The 18,398-nt window shown below is 70.0% G+C and carries 20 protein-coding genes; 6 read left to right on the forward strand and 14 right to left on the reverse strand.

Translation table 11 applies throughout. The features are described from left to right. Positions 1 to 139: 139 nt before the first annotated feature. Positions 140 to 895, reverse strand: coding sequence for an acyltransferase (locus SACCYDRAFT_RS18210; protein WP_005458429.1), 756 nt, complete (start codon positions 893 to 895; stop codon positions 140 to 142). A gap of 51 nt (positions 896 to 946) precedes the next feature. Between SACCYDRAFT_RS18210 and SACCYDRAFT_RS18215 the strand changes: the two genes are divergently transcribed. Both SACCYDRAFT_RS18215 and SACCYDRAFT_RS18220 read left to right on the forward strand, forming a co-directional pair. Further along, complete coding sequence (locus SACCYDRAFT_RS18215; protein WP_043537390.1) at positions 947 to 1,909, forward strand: nucleoside hydrolase; 963 nt, start codon at positions 947 to 949, stop codon at positions 1,907 to 1,909. Between the two features lie 89 nt (positions 1,910 to 1,998). After that, positions 1,999 to 3,141 (forward strand): C40 family peptidase, encoded by a 1,143-nt coding sequence (locus SACCYDRAFT_RS18220; RefSeq protein WP_005458431.1) that lies wholly within the window; start codon positions 1,999 to 2,001, stop codon positions 3,139 to 3,141. Positions 3,142 to 3,420: 279 nt separating this feature from the next. On the opposite strand, the gene SACCYDRAFT_RS18225 is transcribed toward SACCYDRAFT_RS18220, so the two are convergent. The 5 genes from SACCYDRAFT_RS18225 to SACCYDRAFT_RS18245 form a co-directional block, all read right to left on the reverse strand. Then, positions 3,421 to 4,314 carry an NAD(P)-dependent oxidoreductase gene (locus SACCYDRAFT_RS18225; RefSeq protein ID WP_005456667.1) on the reverse strand — a complete coding sequence of 298 codons (894 nt, stop codon included), beginning with the start codon at positions 4,312 to 4,314 and terminating at the stop codon, positions 3,421 to 3,423. A 260-nt stretch (positions 4,315 to 4,574) separates the two neighbouring features. Further along, a complete protein-coding gene (locus tag SACCYDRAFT_RS18230) occupies positions 4,575 to 5,042 on the reverse strand; it encodes a peroxiredoxin family protein (protein ID WP_005458432.1) in 468 nt (155 codons plus the stop codon). 60 nt (positions 5,043 to 5,102) lie between these two features. Continuing rightward, on the reverse strand, positions 5,103 to 5,690 hold the full coding sequence (locus SACCYDRAFT_RS18235) for an RNA polymerase sigma factor (protein WP_005458433.1): 588 nt from the start codon (positions 5,688 to 5,690) through the stop codon (positions 5,103 to 5,105). 150 nt (positions 5,691 to 5,840) lie between these two features. Then, positions 5,841 to 6,506 carry a response regulator gene (locus SACCYDRAFT_RS18240; protein ID WP_005458434.1) on the reverse strand — a complete coding sequence of 222 codons (666 nt, stop codon included), beginning with the start codon at positions 6,504 to 6,506 and terminating at the stop codon, positions 5,841 to 5,843. Beyond that, the gene (locus tag SACCYDRAFT_RS18245; RefSeq protein ID WP_005458435.1) at positions 6,503 to 7,621 is read right to left on the reverse strand and encodes a sensor histidine kinase; all 1,119 of its coding nucleotides are present in this window, start codon (positions 7,619 to 7,621) and stop codon (positions 6,503 to 6,505) included. The genes SACCYDRAFT_RS18240 and SACCYDRAFT_RS18245 overlap by 4 nt, the downstream gene beginning before the upstream one ends. Positions 7,622 to 7,843: 222 nt before the next feature. Between SACCYDRAFT_RS18245 and SACCYDRAFT_RS18250 the strand changes: the two genes are divergently transcribed. Continuing rightward, positions 7,844 to 8,263: a DUF6223 family protein gene (locus SACCYDRAFT_RS18250; RefSeq protein WP_232283700.1), complete on the forward strand. Its 420-nt coding sequence runs from the start codon at positions 7,844 to 7,846 to the stop codon at positions 8,261 to 8,263. Between the two features lie 28 nt (positions 8,264 to 8,291). Here the strand turns inward: SACCYDRAFT_RS18250 and SACCYDRAFT_RS18255 are convergent, their stop codons facing one another. The 5 genes from SACCYDRAFT_RS18255 to SACCYDRAFT_RS18275 all read right to left on the reverse strand — a co-directional run bounded on the left by SACCYDRAFT_RS18255 (position 8,292) and on the right by SACCYDRAFT_RS18275 (position 14,042). After that, positions 8,292 to 10,703 carry an ATP-binding cassette domain-containing protein gene (locus SACCYDRAFT_RS18255; protein ID WP_005458437.1) on the reverse strand — a complete coding sequence of 804 codons (2,412 nt, stop codon included), beginning with the start codon at positions 10,701 to 10,703 and terminating at the stop codon, positions 8,292 to 8,294. 120 nt (positions 10,704 to 10,823) lie between these two features. Then, positions 10,824 to 11,243, reverse strand: a complete 420-nt coding sequence (locus SACCYDRAFT_RS18260; protein WP_005458438.1) for a VOC family protein — start codon at positions 11,241 to 11,243, stop codon at positions 10,824 to 10,826. 5 nt (positions 11,244 to 11,248) lie between these two features. Further along, entirely contained in the window at positions 11,249 to 11,734 is a 486-nt protein-coding gene (locus SACCYDRAFT_RS18265; RefSeq protein ID WP_043536630.1) for a helix-turn-helix transcriptional regulator, read from the reverse strand. A 99-nt stretch (positions 11,735 to 11,833) separates the two neighbouring features. Continuing rightward, the gene (locus SACCYDRAFT_RS18270; RefSeq protein WP_005458440.1) at positions 11,834 to 13,345 is read right to left on the reverse strand and encodes a carboxylesterase/lipase family protein; all 1,512 of its coding nucleotides are present in this window, start codon (positions 13,343 to 13,345) and stop codon (positions 11,834 to 11,836) included. A 73-nt stretch (positions 13,346 to 13,418) separates the two neighbouring features. Beyond that, entirely contained in the window at positions 13,419 to 14,042 is a 624-nt protein-coding gene (locus SACCYDRAFT_RS18275) for a TetR/AcrR family transcriptional regulator (protein ID WP_005458442.1), read from the reverse strand. A 58-nt stretch (positions 14,043 to 14,100) separates the two neighbouring features. Between SACCYDRAFT_RS18275 and SACCYDRAFT_RS18280 the strand changes: the two genes are divergently transcribed. Next, complete coding sequence (locus SACCYDRAFT_RS18280) at positions 14,101 to 14,454, forward strand: GatB/YqeY domain-containing protein (RefSeq protein ID WP_005458444.1); 354 nt, start codon at positions 14,101 to 14,103, stop codon at positions 14,452 to 14,454. A 58-nt stretch (positions 14,455 to 14,512) separates the two neighbouring features. Continuing rightward, the gene (locus tag SACCYDRAFT_RS18285; protein WP_005458445.1) at positions 14,513 to 15,217 is read left to right on the forward strand and encodes a VOC family protein; all 705 of its coding nucleotides are present in this window, start codon (positions 14,513 to 14,515) and stop codon (positions 15,215 to 15,217) included. A gap of 21 nt (positions 15,218 to 15,238) precedes the next feature. On the opposite strand, the gene SACCYDRAFT_RS18290 is transcribed toward SACCYDRAFT_RS18285, so the two are convergent. After that, entirely contained in the window at positions 15,239 to 15,457 is a 219-nt protein-coding gene (locus SACCYDRAFT_RS18290) for a DUF2277 domain-containing protein (protein ID WP_005458446.1), read from the reverse strand. A gap of 161 nt (positions 15,458 to 15,618) precedes the next feature. On the opposite strand from SACCYDRAFT_RS18290, the gene SACCYDRAFT_RS18295 reads away from it, so the two are divergent. Then, positions 15,619 to 16,149 (forward strand): hypothetical protein, encoded by a 531-nt coding sequence (locus tag SACCYDRAFT_RS18295; protein WP_005458447.1) that lies wholly within the window; start codon positions 15,619 to 15,621, stop codon positions 16,147 to 16,149. A gap of 62 nt (positions 16,150 to 16,211) precedes the next feature. Here the strand turns inward: SACCYDRAFT_RS18295 and SACCYDRAFT_RS18300 are convergent, their stop codons facing one another. Together SACCYDRAFT_RS18300 and SACCYDRAFT_RS18305 are read right to left on the reverse strand one after the other, a co-directional pair. Next, the gene (locus tag SACCYDRAFT_RS18300) at positions 16,212 to 17,411 is read right to left on the reverse strand and encodes a THUMP-like domain-containing protein (RefSeq protein ID WP_005458448.1); all 1,200 of its coding nucleotides are present in this window, start codon (positions 17,409 to 17,411) and stop codon (positions 16,212 to 16,214) included. A gap of 8 nt (positions 17,412 to 17,419) precedes the next feature. Continuing rightward, positions 17,420 to 18,397, reverse strand: a complete 978-nt coding sequence (locus SACCYDRAFT_RS18305; RefSeq protein WP_005458450.1) for a class I SAM-dependent methyltransferase — start codon at positions 18,395 to 18,397, stop codon at positions 17,420 to 17,422. Position 18,398: the final 1 nt, after the last annotated feature.

Below are 18,398 nucleotides of genomic sequence, written 5' to 3' on the forward strand. Positions count from 1 at the left end.
GGCGCGAACACGCGAACCCCACGTACCAGGACTGCCAACACCCGTCCCCCAGCTGCGGACACCCGTACACAACCTGCGGACACGGTGACCAGGTGCGGACACGCGTACGCAGGCTGCGGACACGATGTCCCGAGGACTCTCAGGCTTCGCCGAGGGTCTTCTTCAGTGCCTTGTTCGCCTTGCGGGCCATGTCCTTCACCGCTTCCCGGCGCTCGGCGTCGGCCGCGTAGTCCGCCCTGCGGTCCCGCACGACACGGGCGGGCGAGCCCACCGCGATGCCGTAGTCGGCGATGTCACCGCGCACCACGGCGTGTGCGCCCAGCACACAGCCGCGCCCCACCCGCGTCCCCCGCAGCACCGACACCTTCGTGCCGATCCACGTGTCCGGACCGATCCGCACCGGCGACTTCACGATGCCCTGGTCCTTGATCGGCAGCGTGATGTCGGTGGTGACGTGGTCGAAGTCGCAGACGTAGACCCAGTCGGCGACGAGCGTGGCGGCGCCGATCTCGATGTCGAGGTAGCCGTTCACCACGTTCTGCCTGCCGAACACGACCTTGTCGCCGATGCGCAGCGACCCCTCGTGGCAGCGGATGGCGTTGCCGTCGCCGATGTGGACCCAGCGCCCGATCTCCATGCGGCCGTAGCCGGGACGGCAGTGGATCTCGACGTTCCTGCCGAGGAACACCATCCCGCGCAGCACGACGTGCGGGTTCGCGAGGCGGAACTTCAGCAACCGCCAGTACCGCACCAGGTACCACGGGGTGAAGGCCCGGTTGCGCCACACCCAGCGCAGCGACGAGGCCGTGAGAAACCGCGCCTGCCGGGGATCACGCCGGGCCCGGCGCCACGCCTGGACCCGCGACAGCACGGGAGAACCCCACATCGACGTCATGGAGGTGACCGTAACGTGTGTGGCGTACGTGGAAACGAGGGAGTGTGGGACGTGGGGACGAAGCTCATCATCGACACCGACCCGGGCGTGGACGACGCCTTCGCGATCGCTCTGGCGGCCCTGAGCGAGGACGTCGACCTGCTGGGAGTGACGACGGTCTTCGGCAACGTGGGCATCGACGCCACCACACGCAACGCGCGGCGCGTGCTGGCGCTGTGCAAACGCGGTGACGTGCCGGTCGCGGAGGGCGCCGCCCGTCCGCTCGTACACGTCCATCCCCACGTGGCCAAGTACGCGCACGGACTGGACGGGTTGTCCGGCCGCTCGGCGGCCCTTCCGGAGGCGGAGCGTCCTCTCGAACCCGGCGGTGCCGTGTGGCTGCTGTCGCGGCTTCTGGAGTCCTCCGACGAGCCGGTGACGATCGCGCCGATCGGGCCGCTGACGAACATCGCGACGCTGTTGAGCGCACGCCCCGACCTGCACCACAGGATCGCCAGGATCGTCGTCATGGGCGGCGCGCTGGGGCACGGCAACACGAGCGCGGCGGCCGAGTTCAACATCTGGAGTGATCCGGAGGCGGCGCAGCGCGTGCTCGGCGGCGGGGAGGTGCCGTGCGTGCTGGTGCCGATGGACCTCACCTACCGTTGCGCGGTCGGCCGCGAGTGGCTGGACGCGCTGGCGGCCTCGGGCCCCGTGGGGGCCGCGCTCACCGCCCTGACGCCCGACTACCTCGCCCACTATCGCAAGGCGCTGGGCTGGGACGGGATGGTCGTCCACGACGCGGTGGCGGTCGCGGAGGCGATCCGGCCCGGCGTCCTGCGCACCGAGGCGGTGCCGGTGTCGGTGGAGACCTCCTTCGGCCCCGCGCGTGGCGCGACCGTGGTGGACCAGCGACGTCCCGAGCTGCGGGCGGAGACGGAGGTGCCCGAAGGCGGGAACACCGTGAACGTGGCCGTGGACACCGACCTGGACATGCTGCGGGCGTTCCTCCTGGAACGTCTCACGCTGCGCTGACCTCGACACCCGTCCGAGAGCGGGGTCCACCTCCCCCACGTCGGGGATGTCCTCACGCACCGTGGCCGACAAGTGCCTATCCTGTGCCCATGAGCGCGGGCGGCGGACCACGGGGCAGCAGACTGGTGATCGCGGCGGTCGCGGCGGCGGTGGCAGCCGTCGGCGTCTTCGTCGTGGCGTTGCGTTTCGCCCCGGAGAGCGTCGAGGAAACGGCCGCCGCGCCGTCGCCGCATCCGTCGACGTCGGCACGACAGCCGGAGCCGACGGTCACGAGCACCGCCCCTCCCGCGTCCTCCGTGCCGGCGGATTCGGAGCTGAAGTTCGAGAAGTGGGTCGACGACGTGGCCGACTGGCTCGACATCCCCCGCCGTGCCATGTACGCGTACGCGTCGGCGACGGTGACGCTCGCCGACGAGCAGCCGGACTGCAACCTGTCGTGGGTCACCCTGGCGGGGGTCGGCCGCACCACCACGGACCACGGCCGGGTCGAGGGCGGCAGCATCACCGAAGAAGGCGGCATGTCCGAGCCCATCGCGACGGTCGAGGTGCGGGACTTCGCCGACGAGGTGATCTCCGAACCCGGCGCGGCGGGACCGTTGCAGCTCTCCCCCGGCGTGTGGAACCGGTTCAAAGCGAGCGCGACCGGCGAACGACCCGACATCCAGGACATCGACGACGCCGCGTTGACGGCGGGCCGGGCCATGTGCGACGGCAAGCGGAACCTCTCCGACGGCGACGACTGGCTGGCCGGCGTGTCGGCGCTGCAGGACGAGCCGCTGTTCCTGCACCGGGTACTGGCCACCGCCAACGTCTACGGCACCGTGGGCGAAAGCCGCACCAAGCCGGACACGGCGGCGCTGACGGCGGTCACCTTCGCGATCGACAAGATCGGCCTGCCGTACGTGTGGGGAGGCAACGGCACCGAGCACGGCGACGCCGGGTTCGACTGCTCCGGCCTCACCACCGCTGCCTACGCCGACGCGGGGATCTCCCTCATGCGCACCGCGCACACCCAGTACCACAGCGTGCCGCTGGTCGAGAAGGGCGACGAACTACGGCTCGGCGACCTGATCTTCTTCGGTGATCCCGCCACCAAGATCCACCACGTCGGCATCTACATCGGCAACGACCAGATGATCGACGCCCCGACGTTCGGCCAGGCCGTGCAGGTGCACAACTACCGCAAGCCCGGCGACAACTACGCGGGCGCGGGCAGGCCGTCGGCCGCGTAGTCGCTCGCGGCTTCCGCACAAGAGTGACAGCTTCCGCGCAGATGACCACGGGCCCTCTGACCAGGCGGCGGAAGAGCGCGTACGGAGACGCCCGGCGAGGTGGTCCGGGTTGTGCGACGCAAAGCGGGGTGCGGGCACCCGAGATCATGGATCGACCCCGTGCACCCGCACCTAGCGCCAGGCCTGGAGTGGACCCGTGAGGGTTCAACGCCGGTCGAGCAGTCGCGGACCACAGGGCCGCGCGCGATCGACACAGGTGACCGCGGCACCGCATGAGCGTCACCGTCGCTTCGTGATCACCTCGAACAGGCTCGAGAATCCCTGGTCGCCGTGGCCGTCGGCGATGCGGCGGTCCATCAGGTCCTTGACCTCGCGCATGCGTACGGCTTCCACGCCCATGGATTCGCGATGGCTGATCATGTCGTCCATCAGCGCGGCCTGGACGTCGAGCGAACCGAGGTCGGGTCCGTACTCGCCGTTCTTGACGGCCTGCCCGAACGAGGTCAACAACGGCGGGTAAGCGCCCAACGAGCCGGCGACCCGCTCGGCGAACTCCGCCACGTCGACGCCCTCCGCCTGGACCAGTCTCAACGCGTGCAGGAAGCCGATGAGGAGCTCGTAGGCCACCGCGACCTGGGCCATGAACTCCACCGCCGCCGCCCCGGGGTCCTCGCCGTGGTACTCGACACTGCCCAGTACCCGCAGCGTCGACTCGTGGGCCTCGAACGCCCTGCGAGCACCACTGAACGGGAACACGATGTTCGGCGTACCCACATACGGCGGATCCCCCATGATCTTGCCGTCGAGATACTCGGCGCCGCGCTCACTCGCCCAGCGCTCGTTGGACCGCGCCTGGGCAGGAGACCCACTCGTGACGTTCACCAGCACCCTGCCCGCGACCGCGGCGTCGACGGACCCGAGCACCTGCTCCACCGCTGTGTTGTCGAGCAGGCAGACCACGACGAGCGGGCTCGCCGCCACCGCCTCCGCGGCCGTCGCGGCCGCCGTGGCACCAGCCTCCACCAGCGGCGCGCCCTTGCTCGCCGTCCGGTTCCACACCGTCGTGCGGTATCCGCGGTTCACGAACACCTTGGCGATCGCCGATCCCATGTCACCGAGACCGAGCACGGTGACCTGGCTGGCCACGCCGGTCAGGCCGTCGGTTGTCGTCATGTCGTTCCTCTCCGTACCACTCGCTCGGGCGTTCGCGACGCGAACGCCACGAGCTTGCAACCTCAAGCAAGATCGAGGTCAATCGGCGCGGAAACCAGCCACCTCGGTACTCGACTTCCACGAAAGCCGCAGGAAGGACCCGCCTCGAAGGCGGAGGCTGAATGATCAGTCCAAAGGCGTCCCAATCACCGAGCCGAGCGACCGGCGCTGTGGCTCCGCCCCCACTCTCTGGGGTGGCCGAACATCCCACCGCGCTCGGATCAGGCCGGGGTGTTCAGGGATGCGATGGCCGCGGTGATTCCCTTCTTGTCGTAGCTGCTCGTGGGCATGGTGGCGCCGTGGGCGTGGCGGACGATCCCGTGGGAGTCGACGAGGATGCTGCCGGACTGCTGCATCGAACCGAAGACCTTCCTGCTCAGCCCGACCATCTCGTGTGGGCTGTCGCGGCGTCCGGTGAGAACGGGGAACGGGATCTGGTGTCTGGCCTTCCACGCGGCCGCCTTCTCACGATCCTCCGGGACCGCGAGCAGGACACGGACGTTGTCGGCCGCCAGTTCGTCACCACTTCTGACGAGGTCCCGGACATGCCTGTTGCAGACCGGGCACGACGTCGAACGCACGAAGAAGAGCAGCACCGCGTGCCTGCCCCGGTAGTCGGACAGACGGACGGTCTGTCCTGTGGTGTCTTCCAGCACCAGCTGCGGTGCGGGCGATCCGGCTGCGAGCATGGCGAGATTTCCCTTCGAATCGGGTTGTCGAAAACGTCGGTTCGGGCCAACTGCTGAGGGCTAGGTCGAGGGGCTTTCGGCGTCCTCGCTCCCACCACGAAGGCTGAGCCGGAGCGTGGTCCTGGCTCGATGCAGATGGGACTTCATCGCCGCGGTGCTCAGACCGAGCGCCTCGGCGACCGCCCGTCCCGGATGCCCCAGCACGTCACGCATGATCAGCACACGGCGCTGGACGTCGGGCAACGCCCGGATCGCCGCTGCGACGCGCTCGGCTTCCAGACGCTTGAGGACTTCGTCCTCGGCCGACGCGACGGGACCGAGGCCGGCCCCGTCGTGGTGGTCGAGCAGGCGCCGGGCACGGCGCAGGCATTCGTGCCGGACGATCCGGAACATCCAGGAAGCCAGCGCCGCCGAGGCACGCAACGAACCGATCTTGCGGTAGAGGATGATCAACGCTTCCTGTGCCGCGTCCTCGGCGTCCTGCCGAGATGCGCAGAGATGTTCGGCGAAGCGTCGCACGTGCGGATGAGCCCCGTGCACCACAGCGGTGATCGACTCCAGGTCACCTCCCTGCGCGGCCTCGATCAGCTGTTCACTCGCCCAACCACGGTCGACCACGCCCACCTCCGAACCACGGAGCGAACTCATCGCGCCTGCCCCTCCTGACGTAACCATCGCCCCATAAGAGACCCCGACACCGCGAAAGGATTCACCCCGACTCCGGGAAGTCCCTTCGACCACGCAGCGAACACGTACGGAGCAACCGGCGCGGAACCGGCCCCGCCCCCGGTGTGGTGGTCAGAGGCTGCCGGGCACGACCAGACCTGATTCGTAGGCGAAGACGACGAGCTGAGCGCGGTCGCGGGCGTGGAGCTTGGTCATGGCCCGGTTGACATGGGTTTTCGCGGTCAGTGGGCTGATCACCAGACGATGGGCGATCTGCTCGTTGGACAGGCCCTGGGCGACCAGCGTGACCACCTCGCGTTCCCGGTTGGTCAGACCGTCCAGCTTTCTGCCCGCACCGGTGGCGACGAGCGGGCCGCTGACGTACCGGTCGATCAGCTTCCGGGTGATCGACGGTGCGAGCAGGGCGTCGCCACGCGCGGCGACCCGTACGGCGTGCAGAAAGTCCTCCGGCTCGATGTCCTTGACGAGGAACCCGGCCGCGCCGGCCCGCAACGCGTTGAACACGTATTCGTCGAGACCGTAGTTCGTCAGGATGACGACGTGGACCTCGGCCAGGGACGGCTCCTCGGCGATCCGCCGAGTCACCTCGATACCGTCCATGACGGGCATCGAAACGTCGACGAGCGCGATGTCGGGCAGGTGTGTCCTGACCAGCTCCACACCCTCGCGGCCGTTCGTGGCCTCGGCCACCACCTCGATGTCGTCCTCGGCGTCGAGGAGCGCGCGGAACCCACTGCGGACAAGCGGCTGGTCGTCGACGAGCAGGACGCGGATCATGCCACTGGCTCCACGGGCAGTTCGGCCTGGACGGCGAAGCCGCCCTGTTCTCGCGGCTCCGCACGAAGGTGCCCTCCGAGAGCGGTGACGCGTTCTCGCATTCCCAGCAACCCGACTCCGGGCACCGGCATGGACTCCGGAGTGGCCTTGCCGTCGTCTTCGACCCGGACCACCACGGCATCGGGACGGTATTCGATGTGGATCGAGGCGACGGTGGCGTCGGCGTGGCGCGCGATGTTGGTCAAAGCCTCCTGCACGATCCGGTAGGTGGTGCGCTGCACCGTGGAAGGCACTTCGGTCCGTGCTCCCTCGACCGTGAGCTTCGCGTCGAGCCCTGCCATGCGCGCCCTTTCGACCAGCACCGAAACGTCGTCGATCCCGCGCGCCGAGTCCCTGTCGTCACCACGCAACACCTCCAGCGTCGCACGCAGCTCGCGGGCCGCCTCGCGACCGGCTTCCAGGATCGCCACCAGGGCGTCCGGCACCTGCTCGCCACGCCTGCGGGCGAGATGGACGGCGACCTCGGCCTGGACCTTGATGACCGAGATCTGGTGGGTGAGGGAATCGTGCAACTCCCTCGCGATGTGGAGGCGTTCCTCGTCGGCACGGCGCCGCGCGGTCTCCTCGCGGGTGCGCTCGGCCTCCTCCGCCCGGCGCTCGGCCTGCCGCAGCGCTTCCCCGGCCGCACCGGCCGCGACCAGCCAGGCCAGTTCGAGGACGTCCCGGGACTGCGTGAACGCCGTCCCCGGGGGCACGTCCTGGGCGGAGACCAGGATCGCGAGCGGAAGGGCGCCCAACATGACCACCGAGGCCGCCACCGTGACGACACGGTGGCCCGCTCGCATCGCGGCGTAAACCGCGAACAGATACGCGACGACAGGCACGTCGAAGCCGACGGCCTGGTAACCCAGCGCGCACAGCCCGGTGACGGCAAGCACGGTGATCGGGCTCCGGCGTCGTACGGCCAGCGAGAGACCACCTGCTGCCAGCAGCACGTGACCCAGCGGGTCGAGACTCGTGGCCGGGTGTTGCCCGGACAAACCTGTCACCAGCAGAGCCGCGGCCACGCCAACGGCGATCAACCAGTCTGCGACACCGATCCGTGTCTCGTTCACGCGGGCACCCTATTCGGACGCGGACGCGGACGAATCCCGCGCGGAGACGATCAACCGCCTACCGCGATCGTGGTAGGCGCCCACGACTCCGACGGCGTCCGCAGTAGACGGACACCACGTCGGTCGCAGCGTCGGATGACCGCGTCCGTACGACGATCGGAAGTGCCGCTCGGGGACATGATGCAGCCACGTCCAGTCACAGAGGAAGGGATGAAACTCCCCATGTCCGTCCGTCACGCACTCACCGCCGCGCCCATCGCCTCGACCGGAGCCCTGACGCTCACCACACCAGCGGCCGCGCACGTCCTGGCGCAACCGGCCATCGACGCGCTCACCGTGACCCCGGGCCGCCTGTGGTCCCTCGTGGCCGCGTTGGTGGCGGTGGCCGGTGTAGTGGTCGCCGGGGTGGCGCTGGCCCGTCCCAACGGTCGGCTCGGCACCGGACCGAGGCCGACTGGCGCCCTCGTGGCACTGGCCGCCGGGGTGGCCGGCATGGTCACCGGAGGACTCGTCGTGATCACGGCCGAGGGCGGCCCGGGCACCGGCTACGGGATCGTCGGCGGCTTCCTCGACCTGGCCGTCGGGTTGCTCGCCGTCGTCCTCGGCGCGCTCGCCCTGGCCCGGGCCAAACGCACCGCCTGACCGGCGGCCCGCAGCGGCGCACTCACCCTCACTCCCCCGCGCCGACGTAGTCCGCGAGGTGCTCGCCGGTGAGGGTGGAGCGAGCGGCGACGAGGTCGGCGGGGGTGCCCTCGAAGACGATCCGGCCGCCGTCGTGGCCCGCGCCGGGGCCGAGGTCGATGATCCAGTCGGCGTGGGCCATGACCGCCTGGTGGTGCTCGACGACGATGACCGACTTGCCGGAGTCGACGAGCCGATCGAGCAGTCCGAGCAACTGCTCGACGTCGGCGAGGTGCAGGCCGGTGGTCGGCTCGTCGAGGACGTAGACCCCACCCTGCTCCGCCATGTGAACGGCCAGCTTGAGCCGCTGCCGCTCGCCACCGGACAGCGTCGTGAGCGGCTGTCCGAGGCGGAGGTAACCGAGTCCGACGTCGGCGAGGCGCTGAAGGATCTTGTGCGCGGCCGGGATGCGTGCCTCACCGGCGCCGAAGAACTCCTCGGCCTCCGCCACCGACATCGCGAGCACCTCGCTGATGTCGCGACCGCCGAACCGGTACTCCAGCACCGAGGCCTGGAACCGCTTGCCCTCGCACTCCTCACACGGGGCGGAGACGCCCGCCATCACCGCCAGGTCCAGGTAGACGACGCCGGCCCCGTTGCAGTTGGGACAGGCTCCCTCGGAGTTGGCGCTGAACAGCCCCGGCTTCACGCCGTTCGCCTTCGCGAACGCCTTGCGGATCGGGTCGAGCAGTCCCGTGTAGGTCGCCGGGTTGCTGCGCCGCGAGCCACGGATCGCGCCCTGGTCGATCGACACCACACCGGCGTCCGCGGGGATCGAGGAGTGCACGAGCGAGCTCTTGCCGGAACCGGCGACGCCGGTGACGACGACGAGCACCCCGAGCGGGATGTCGACGTCGACGTCTCGAAGGTTGTTCGCCGTCGCGCCTCGGATCTCCAGCGCGCCGGTGGGCTTTCGCACCGTCTCCTTGAGCGCGGCCCGGTCGCCGAGGTGGCGACCGGTGAGGGTGTCGCTGTCACGCAGTTCCTCGACGGTGCCCTCGAAGCAGACGGTGCCGCCCGCCGAACCCGCGCCGGGACCGAGGTCGACGACGTGGTCGGCGATGGCGATCGTCTCGGGCTTGTGTTCCACGACGAGCACCGTGTTGCCCTTGTCCCGCAGCCGCAGCAGCAGGTTGTTCATCCGCTGGATGTCGTGAGGGTGCAGCCCGATGGTGGGTTCGTCGAAGACGTAGGTGACGTCGGTCAGCGCGGAACCGAGGTGCCGGATCATCTTGGTGCGCTGCGCCTCACCGCCCGAGAGGGTGCCCGAGGGACGGTCGAGCGACAGGTAACCGAGCCCGATCTCCACGAACGAGTCGAGGGTGTGCCGCAGCGTGTCCAGCAGGGGTTTCACGGAGGGCTCATCGATGCCGCGAACCCACTCGGCGAGGTCACTGATCTGCATCGCACAGGCGTCGGCGATGCTGATCCCGGCGATCTTCGACGACCGTGCCTCCTTGCTGAGCCGCGTGCCGTCGCACTCGGGGCAGGCGGTGAAGGTGACCGCCCGGTCGACGAAGGCCCGGATGTGCGGCTGCATCGACTCGCGGTCCTTGGACAGGAACGACTTCTGGATCTTCGGGATCAGGCCCTCGTAGGTGAGTTTGACCCCCTCGATCTTCACCTTGGTCGGCTCCCGGTAGAGGAAGTCGGCGAGCTCCTGCTCGGTGTACTCCCGGATCGGCTTGTTCGGGTCGACGAACCCGGACTCGGCGTAGACCCGGACGGTCCAGAAGCTGTCCGACTTCCAGCCCGGGATGGTGAAGGCGCCCTCGGCGAGCGACTTGGAGTCGTCGTAGAGCTGGGTGAGGTCGATGTCGGTGACGGTGCCCATGCCCTCACAGCGCGGGCACATGCCGCCGGTGATGCTGAACTCGCGCCGTTCCTTCACCGTCTTGCCACCACGCTCCAGCGTCACCGCACCGGCTCCGCTGATCGAGGCGACGTTGAACGAGAAGGCCTGCGGGGAACCGATGTGGGGCTGCCCGAGCCTGCTGAACAGGATGCGGAGCAGGGCGCCGGTGTCGGTCACGGTGCCGACCGTCGAACGGGGGTTGGCACCGATCCGCTCCTGGTCGACGATGATCGCGGTCGTGAGTCCGTCCAGCACGTCGACGTCGGGGCGCGCCATGGTGGGCATGAACCCCTGCACGAAGGCGCTGTAGGTCTCGTTGATCAGCCGCTGGGACTCCGCGGCGATCGTGCCGAACACGAGCGAGCTCTTGCCGGAGCCGGAGACACCGGTGAACACCGTCAGGCGGCGCTTCGGGAGCTCGACGCTGATGTCGGCGAGATTGTTCACGCGCGCACCGTGCACGCGGATCAGGTCGTGGCTGTCGGCGGCGTGCACCGCAGGCGTCTCCCGGCTCGGTCGCGACTGCGTTCTCGTGGCCGTGCTCATCGTGTCTCCTCTGTCAGGCGGGGCGGTGCCGACCGCCCCGGCACCCGGGTTCCTCCCAGGTGCCGTGTGCGGGTCGTCAGGTCGTCGGGTCGTCGCAGTGGTCGGACGCGCGTCCGGGACTCACCGCAGCTCGAAAATGCGGACCATGTTGCCCGCCGGATCGCGGAAAGCGCAGTCGCGGACGCCCCATGGCTGGTCGGTCGGTTCCTGGACGACCTCGGCGTCACCGGACTGCAGTCGCTCGAAGGTACCGTCGAGGTCCTTGGTGGCCAGGTTGATGCTGGCGTAGGTGCCCTTGGCCATCATCTCGGCGATGGTGCGGCGCTCGTCGTCGGTGATGCCGGGGTCGGCCGCGGGCGGGTGCAGCACGATGGACGTGCCGGGCTGCCCCGGAGGGCCCACCGTGATCCAGTGCATCCCCTGGTACTCGACGTCGTTGCGGACTTCGAAGCCGAGCGTGTCCCGGTAGAAGGCCAGGGAGGCCTCCGGGTCGGTGTGCGGCAGGAACGTCTGGTGAATGGTGAGATCTGTGGTGTTCATGGCCGTCACGCTATTGCGCCCCGGCGAGGTGATGCTTCTCGATTCCTGACCGGTCTCGTGACCCGTTTCGCCACACACGGCGGCATCCCTTCGGCCTCGCGCGCCGACTCCCGCCGGTAGACGCTGGGTGGCACACCGACCAACTCGGTGAAGCGGGTGCTGAAGGTGCCCAGCGACGAGCAACCGACCGCGAAACAGACCTCGGTGACGCTGAGGTCACCGCGACGCAGCAGCGCCATCGCACGCTCGATGCGCCGCGTCATCAGGTACGAGTACGGCGACTCGCCGTAGGCTCGCCGGAACTGGCGGCTGAGGTGCCCGGCCGACATGTTGACACCGCGGGCGAGTGCCTCGACGTTCAGCGGCTGCGCGTACTCCCGGTCGATCCGGTCGCGCACCCGGCGCAGCAGTGCGAGGTCGCGCAGGTACTGCGCCGCGGGTGACACCTCCTGCGGTCGGGAGGCCGCGGGAACGGATGGGGCGCCGGTCACAACTGTCACGACCGGAATCGTACGGCGCCCCGGTGACAGCCGGTATCGTCGACGCCCCGCTCCATCGGGTCCGTGGGGTCGAAACGCGCGGAGGCACTCTCACGGCATCCGTTCCCAGAAGTCGAGGCGGTGCTCGGCCACGTAGTCCGTGCCGCCGACGCGGTCGGGTGCCAGCGACTGGACGTGGCCGGTGCCGAAGCCGGGCCAGGCGGGGAGGTCGTCGCGGCCGGGATCACCGTCAGCGGCGAAGGCCGCCCAGTAGCGGTTCATCCGGTCGGCGAGCCTGCGTTGTGCCGCCGACAGCGGCGGAGTACCCGCGACGTCGAACTGGTACCTCAGCTCACACGCGTGCTGGGCCCCGGACGGAAGCCCCGCCAGGGGCAGCGGAGCCGGGGCGTCGCGGTCGGCGAACTCGTAGAGCCAGGTGTCGGTGTGGGTCGCGAAGGCCCGGCCCAGTTCCCAGGTGGGTCGGGCCCAGGCCCGGTCCGTGCAGATCTGTGCCCAGGCGAGGCTCGGGGTCGCGAAGTCGTCCAGCGGGTATCGCGTGGCGACGTCGTCGGCCGCGTCCCCGAACGCCTCGGCCAGCAGCCGGGGGTAGTCCTCAGCCGTGACGGGGTTGCCGACGGCGTCGGCGAAGAGCCCGACGAAGAACCGGGCCTCGTCACGCGTGGTACCCAGCAGCACCGGCACCCGGTGAAAGCGACCTGCGGGGATCGCCACCTCCGGCGATAAGGGCAGGACCGCCCCACCGAAGGCGGGCCGGATGAAGGCTCCTGACGTCTGGAGCAGGTCCTTCACCGGAACGCGCCGAAGTTGTGCGAGTGCCGACTCCGGGTCACTGCCCGGCTTCACCCAACCGTGTTCGGCCGCGACGGCGGCGCCGAACCGCTGCGACTCGGCCACCGGCGACCACCTCGGCGGCAGCGCCGGAACACCGGGGATGAGCAGGTGTGCGGGCGTCGAGCCCAGCACGGAGAACACGCTCTGCAGGACGGCACGGTGGAACAGCCCGGCCGAGGCGGGTGCTGTCAGGTGTGCCGCGACCTGCAGCGCGCCGTACGACTCGCCGGCCAGGGTCACGTTGTCCGGATCGCCACCGAACCGGGCGATCTCCCGCCGCACCCAGCGCAGTACTGCCTGTTGGTCCCGCAGGCCGAAGGTTCCGCTGTCGGCCAGCCCCGGATAGCCGAAACACGCCAGCACTCCGAGCCGGAAGTTCGGTTTCACGACCACGAGGTCGCCGGTGACCGCGAGCCGCCGTGCGTCATAGGCGGTAGCGGTTCCGTTCGTACCACCGCCGCCGTGCAACCACACCAGCACCGGTTTGCCCGCGCCCTCGGAAGTCTCCTCCGGAGCGGTGACGTCGAGGGTCAGGCAGTCCTCGTCGAGGGAGGTGACGGCCTCGAACGGCTGGGCGAGTTGCGGAGCTGGGTTGCCGGGCACGGTCGCGTCCCGGACGCCGGACCACGGCTCGGCCGGCGCGGGCGTCCGCCATCGCAGCTCCCCGACCGGGGCCGCGGCGTAGGGGATGCCCTGGAAGAAGAGATGCCCGTCGACGCGGCGGCCGCGCACGGCGCCGCTGGACAGCCGCACGGTCACGTGCCGGGTCACCAAGTGCCCCCTGGTTTTTGCAATAAGGTCATATGATCAAAGTAGCAATACGCCGCCATCGCCCTGGGAAGGGTCAGCGATCCGGGACGCCGCCCCCACCGGTGAACACCGTGCCGATGACCCGGCCCAGCGCGTCGCGTGCCGGGAAGGCGTCCGCACCGGAGAGCGCGACCTGGTCCGCCAACCCCTGCACGGTCGCGAGGATCGTCCGGGCCGCGAGCACCGCGTCCACGCCGGGATCGACCTCACCGCACTCCTTGCCGTGCTCGATCACGGTCGTGACGTGGCGGAGAATGTCGCCGCCGGCCCTGCGGGCCACCTCGGCGAGCCCCCCATGGTGCAGCGCCTGGGCCTGCAGGTGCTGGCGGACGCGGTATTCGAGGTCGCGCTCCTGGTCGAGCGGCAGCAGCTCGACCAGGGAGTCGAGCAGCACCCGCGCGATCGGCAGACCGGCGGCCTCACCCGCGCGGACGCGGACCCGCACCCGCTCGCTCATGCGACACCCGGCGTCGTCGTAGGCGAAACGCAGCAACGCGTCCTTGCCCGTGAAGTAGTGCTGGATGAGCCCGACCGAGACCCCGGCCTCGGCCGCCACCCGGGAGAACGAGACCGCGGCGAACCCTTCAGCGGCCAGCAGGCGCTGGAACGCCCGCGCGATCCGGTTACGGCGCTCATCATGATCGACGATCCGTGGCATGCTTTTATCATACGTCCATACCGCCAAATCTCTCTTCACCCACGACAGGAGCTTCGCCATGCGCGCCGATCTGCGCCAGGACCTGACCGCCGCCCTCAAGACCCGCGACCGCGTCGCCATCGCGGCACTGCGCTCCGCACTGGGAGCCATCGACAACGCCGAGGCCGTCCCCGTCGACAGCGCGCAAGCCACCGGCACCGACAGCGAACACGTCGCGGGGGCGGCGAGTGGTGTCGGTGCGGCGGAGACGAGGCGACGCGACCTCACCGAGGCGGAGCTGCGGTCTATCGTCGAGAACGAGGTACGACAGCGCACGGCCGCAGCGGACGAGTACGAGCGGCTGGGCCGCGTCGAAGCCGCCGAACGGCTCCGGGCGGAGGCCGAGGTGCTGAACCGGCACCTGAAGCCCTGACGGAAGGCGGGCGGGAAACTCCGTTGCTCCCGGGGCGCCAGGCCGTTATCACTGCCCTGTGCACAGTGCGCCTGGCTCGGCCGCGAGCTCCTTCTGCTGGCTGGACGTGAAGACCCACGACGTCACGGGGGTGTCCGCCTTCGCCACCGCCGTGCTCGGGTGGCAGGTCGCGGTTCCCCCGGACAGCCCGAGGCGGTCTCCGGTGCTCAGTGTCGCAGGGCATGAGATCGGAGGCGTCAGCGATCTGGCGAACCCCGTGTATCCGGAAGGTCTTCCGGCTCATGTGGCGTACTACCTCGCCGTCACCGACGTCGACCGGCGCGTCGACATGGCTCTGGCGCGGGGCGCCGAGCTCGTGGTCGGGCCCTTCGACGTACCCGGTCAGGGCCGGATGGCCACGCTGACCGACCCGTTGGGTGCCGCGTTCTCGTTGTGGCAGGCAGAAGGGTTCGCCGGGTGGGACTTCCCGCCCGGGCTCCCGGCAGCCCCGTACCGCATGGTGCTGTCCCACCCCGACGCGGCGCGGGCGCGGGACTTCTACCGCACGGTGCTCGAAGCCGAGCTTGCCTCCGCGGCGTTCGTGGCCGAGAAGGTCGACGGCGCGCCGGCGTGGGAGGTGGTGCTGGAAGTCGACGATCCGGAGGCCGTCGCAGTCCGAGCCAGGTCCCACGGCGAGGGCCGGGTCGGCATCGGAATCCCCGGTGTGTCCTCCGTCCGCCTGCGCACCCACGAGGGAATCGTCCTGCACCTCACGCGCGGCTGACGGCGGGCTCGGCCGGGTAGCTCAGCGGGCCGGGGCTCCTCGCACCCTCAGCGACGACAGCAGTTGCGCTGTCGCCGCCTCGACGGCGTCCACGGCCTGCTCGAACGCCTCGGCGTTGTGGGCCGCGGGCCGCTGGAATCCGGACACCTTGCGCACGTACTGAAGCGCGGCCGCCCGGATGTCGGCGTCGGTGACGCCTTCGGCGAACGGCGGCCGCAGCGTTTTGATGTTTCGGCACATACACCCAGTGTCCCGCTGTGACCGACGATCCGCGCCCGCAGTCTCGATCGGATCAAGTCTTCGTCTCACCCGAGCGGAGCAACGAGAGCCGGATGTTAGGTTCAGGCGCTCTTTTCGATCATCACCTTCCGTACGAAGAACCCGAAAGGCAACACGTGTCCATGCGACGTATTCCTCCGCGACGCCAGGTGTGGATCTCCCTCGGTGTGCTGGTCGCGGCGGTTCCGGCCTCGGTGCTCGCCTCCGTGCTGTGGTCCGGTGAGGACACGGCACAACAGACGACCGTCACCAGGCAGGCACCCACCCCGGAAGCCACGGACCCCACCGGCACTCCGAGCTCCTCGGACAAGGCCGACGACAGCGACGAGGTGACGCGTTCGTCCACTTCGGAGCCGACGACCACACCGTCCGCCCCACCCTCCGAGGTGTCTGCGGAACCCGCCGCTCCGGCGCCCGTCGCCGCCGACGAGCCCGAGCCCGCGCCCGCCGCGGACTCCGACGGCATGAGCAGGGAGGAGATGATCCGCTCGCGCGTGATGACCCCACATCCGAGGCCACCGATGACGCCGAACATCTCCCCCGACATCCAGCGGCAGATCGAGGAGGCCGAGGAAGACGTGATCGACCTCGGCACGATCTACCCCGAGGGACAGGGACCGTCGCAGGAGTATCCCCACCCGTACCGGCCCTAGCCGGGTGCGTGGAATCCCAGGTCACCGGCACGGCCAGGCGTCATCGGAAGGTAGCGGCTACCTCAACCCTGCTCGCCGTCGCGGGCCTCCGGTATCCGTTCGGCACGGCAGAGGAAGGCCACGGCGGTCCTGCCGACGCGCGTGATCACGACGCTGGCCTCGCCCGCGCCGCGTGGTTTGAGTCTGCGTCGCAGTGCGTCCGGGTCGACGTCCACGCCACGCACCAGGATCTCCAGCCGCCCGACGTCGTGTCGGCGCAGCAGCGCCCGCAGCGCCTTCTCGGTGTAACGGCCGGAGTCCAGTACCCGGAAGGCCCGCACACCGGGAGGCGGGGTGTCACCGGTCAGGTAGGCGATGCGGGGATCGAGCTGCCAGAGCCCGTGCCTGGCCGCGTAGTGCCGGACGAGCCCGGCACGCACCACGGCGCCGTCGGGGTCGACGATCCACTGCCCGGCCTCTCCCACGGCTACGTCGTCGGGCTCGGCGTCGGTGATCGACCACGCGCTGCCGTCCGACCGCAACACCGTCGCCCTGCGCACTACCGTGGCGAGGCCCTCGCTCAGCAGGCTCGCTTCCCGCACCCGCCCGTCGAGGGAGACGATCTCGACCTCCCTCGCCCACGGCGCGGCCTGCGGATCAATCCCCGGAGCACACTTCACCAGCAGCGGCCGCCCCGCGTACGCGGTGGCGAGTTCGTCGAGTGCGGGCACGAAGTCCTCGGGCCGCCAGCGCCGCCGCCCCGCCGCGTCCCGCCGTGCGGGATCGGCCACCACGACGGCCTCGCGGGTCACCGGACGCAGGGCGTCCGCACGCACGAGGACCGGGGAAACGCCGGAGACGGCGCAGTTGTGCGCCGCCATCGCCAGCCGCACTTCGTCCACATCGGAACCGACACACCGCGCCGCGGTGCCCGCGAGCGCCACGAGGTCGGCTCCCACGGAACACGTCACGTCGTGCACGTCGCGCCCGGCGAGCCTGCCCGCGCGGTATGTCGCCACGGGCGACGCGCTCGCCTGCTGCAGGGCGTCGTCCGTGAACAGCCAGCGACCACCGCCGTCCACTTTGGCCTCAGCCTTACGGCGCAGCAGCAGTGTCTCCAGTACGGCGGCGGCGTGTTCCGGGCCGACGAGGCGACGAGCGGCGGCCACGTCGGCCAACCGGCTGGACTCCGTCAATCCGAGCCCGGAACACGCTTCCAGGGCCTCGCCGCCCTCCCGCGAACGCAGGAACGCGACGTCGCCGAGCGAGAAGGCGTAGGCCACCCGGGCCCCTACAGTCGCGAGGGCTCGGCCGGCTTGGTCCCGGTGATCATCACGTTGTAGAACAGCTCCCTCGGCAACACCTTGGCCAGCACCTTGCGGTCCAGCGCCGAGAGCCGCAGCCACGCGTGGTAGGCGAACAGCCGCCACCGCAGCGTCAGCTTCTCCTGTGGCACCGCCGCTTCGAACGTGCGGATCGGCCAGCCGACCAGCGCGGCACTGAACTCGTCCGTCACCGCGCGCACGTCCACCGCTCCCGCGCCCAACGCCATCCGCTCCAGCTCGGACGGGTCGAACGTGTGCAGGTCGACGACCGCTTCGAGCGCCGCCGCCCGCGAGGACTCGTCGAGCTCCGTCTGCGGCCTGCGCCACGCGCGCAACGGCGCCAGCTTGGTGAGGTTGGTGGTCAGCCACCAGGTGAGCCTGCCGAGTCTGCGGGCGTAGAAGTCGCCGATCTTCGTCGGCTCACCCGCGAACACGAACCGGCCGCCGGGCTTGAGCACCCGCAGCACCTCACGCAGAGCCGCGCGCACGTCGGGAATGTGGTGCAGCACCGCGTGCCCGACCACGAGGTCGAAGCTGTCGTCGTCGTACGGGATGCGCTCCGCGTCGGCGACCCGGCCGTCGACGTCGAGCCCGAGGTTCTCGGCGTTGCGCAGCGCCACCTGCACCATGCCGGGTGAGAGGTCGGTGACCGAGCCCTTCTTGATCACCCCGCCCTGCATGAGGTTGAGCAGGAAGAACCCGGTGCCGCTTCCCAGCTCCATGGCGTGGCCGTAGGGCTGACCCTGCGTGCCCGCGACGGCGTTGAACACGTCGGTGGCGTAGGAGATGCAGCGCTCGTCGTAGGAGATCGACCACTTCTCGTCGTACGTGCCCGCCTCCCAGTCGTGGTAGAGCACGTTGGCGAGCTTGGGGTCGTGGTACGCGGCCTGAACCTCGTCGGCGGTGGCGTGCGGGTTCGGGGCCGGGTCCGACACGTGGGTCACG

Source organism: Saccharomonospora cyanea NA-134, from assembly GCF_000244975.1.
Classification (GTDB): Bacteria; Actinomycetota; Actinomycetes; order Mycobacteriales; family Pseudonocardiaceae; genus Saccharomonospora; species Saccharomonospora cyanea.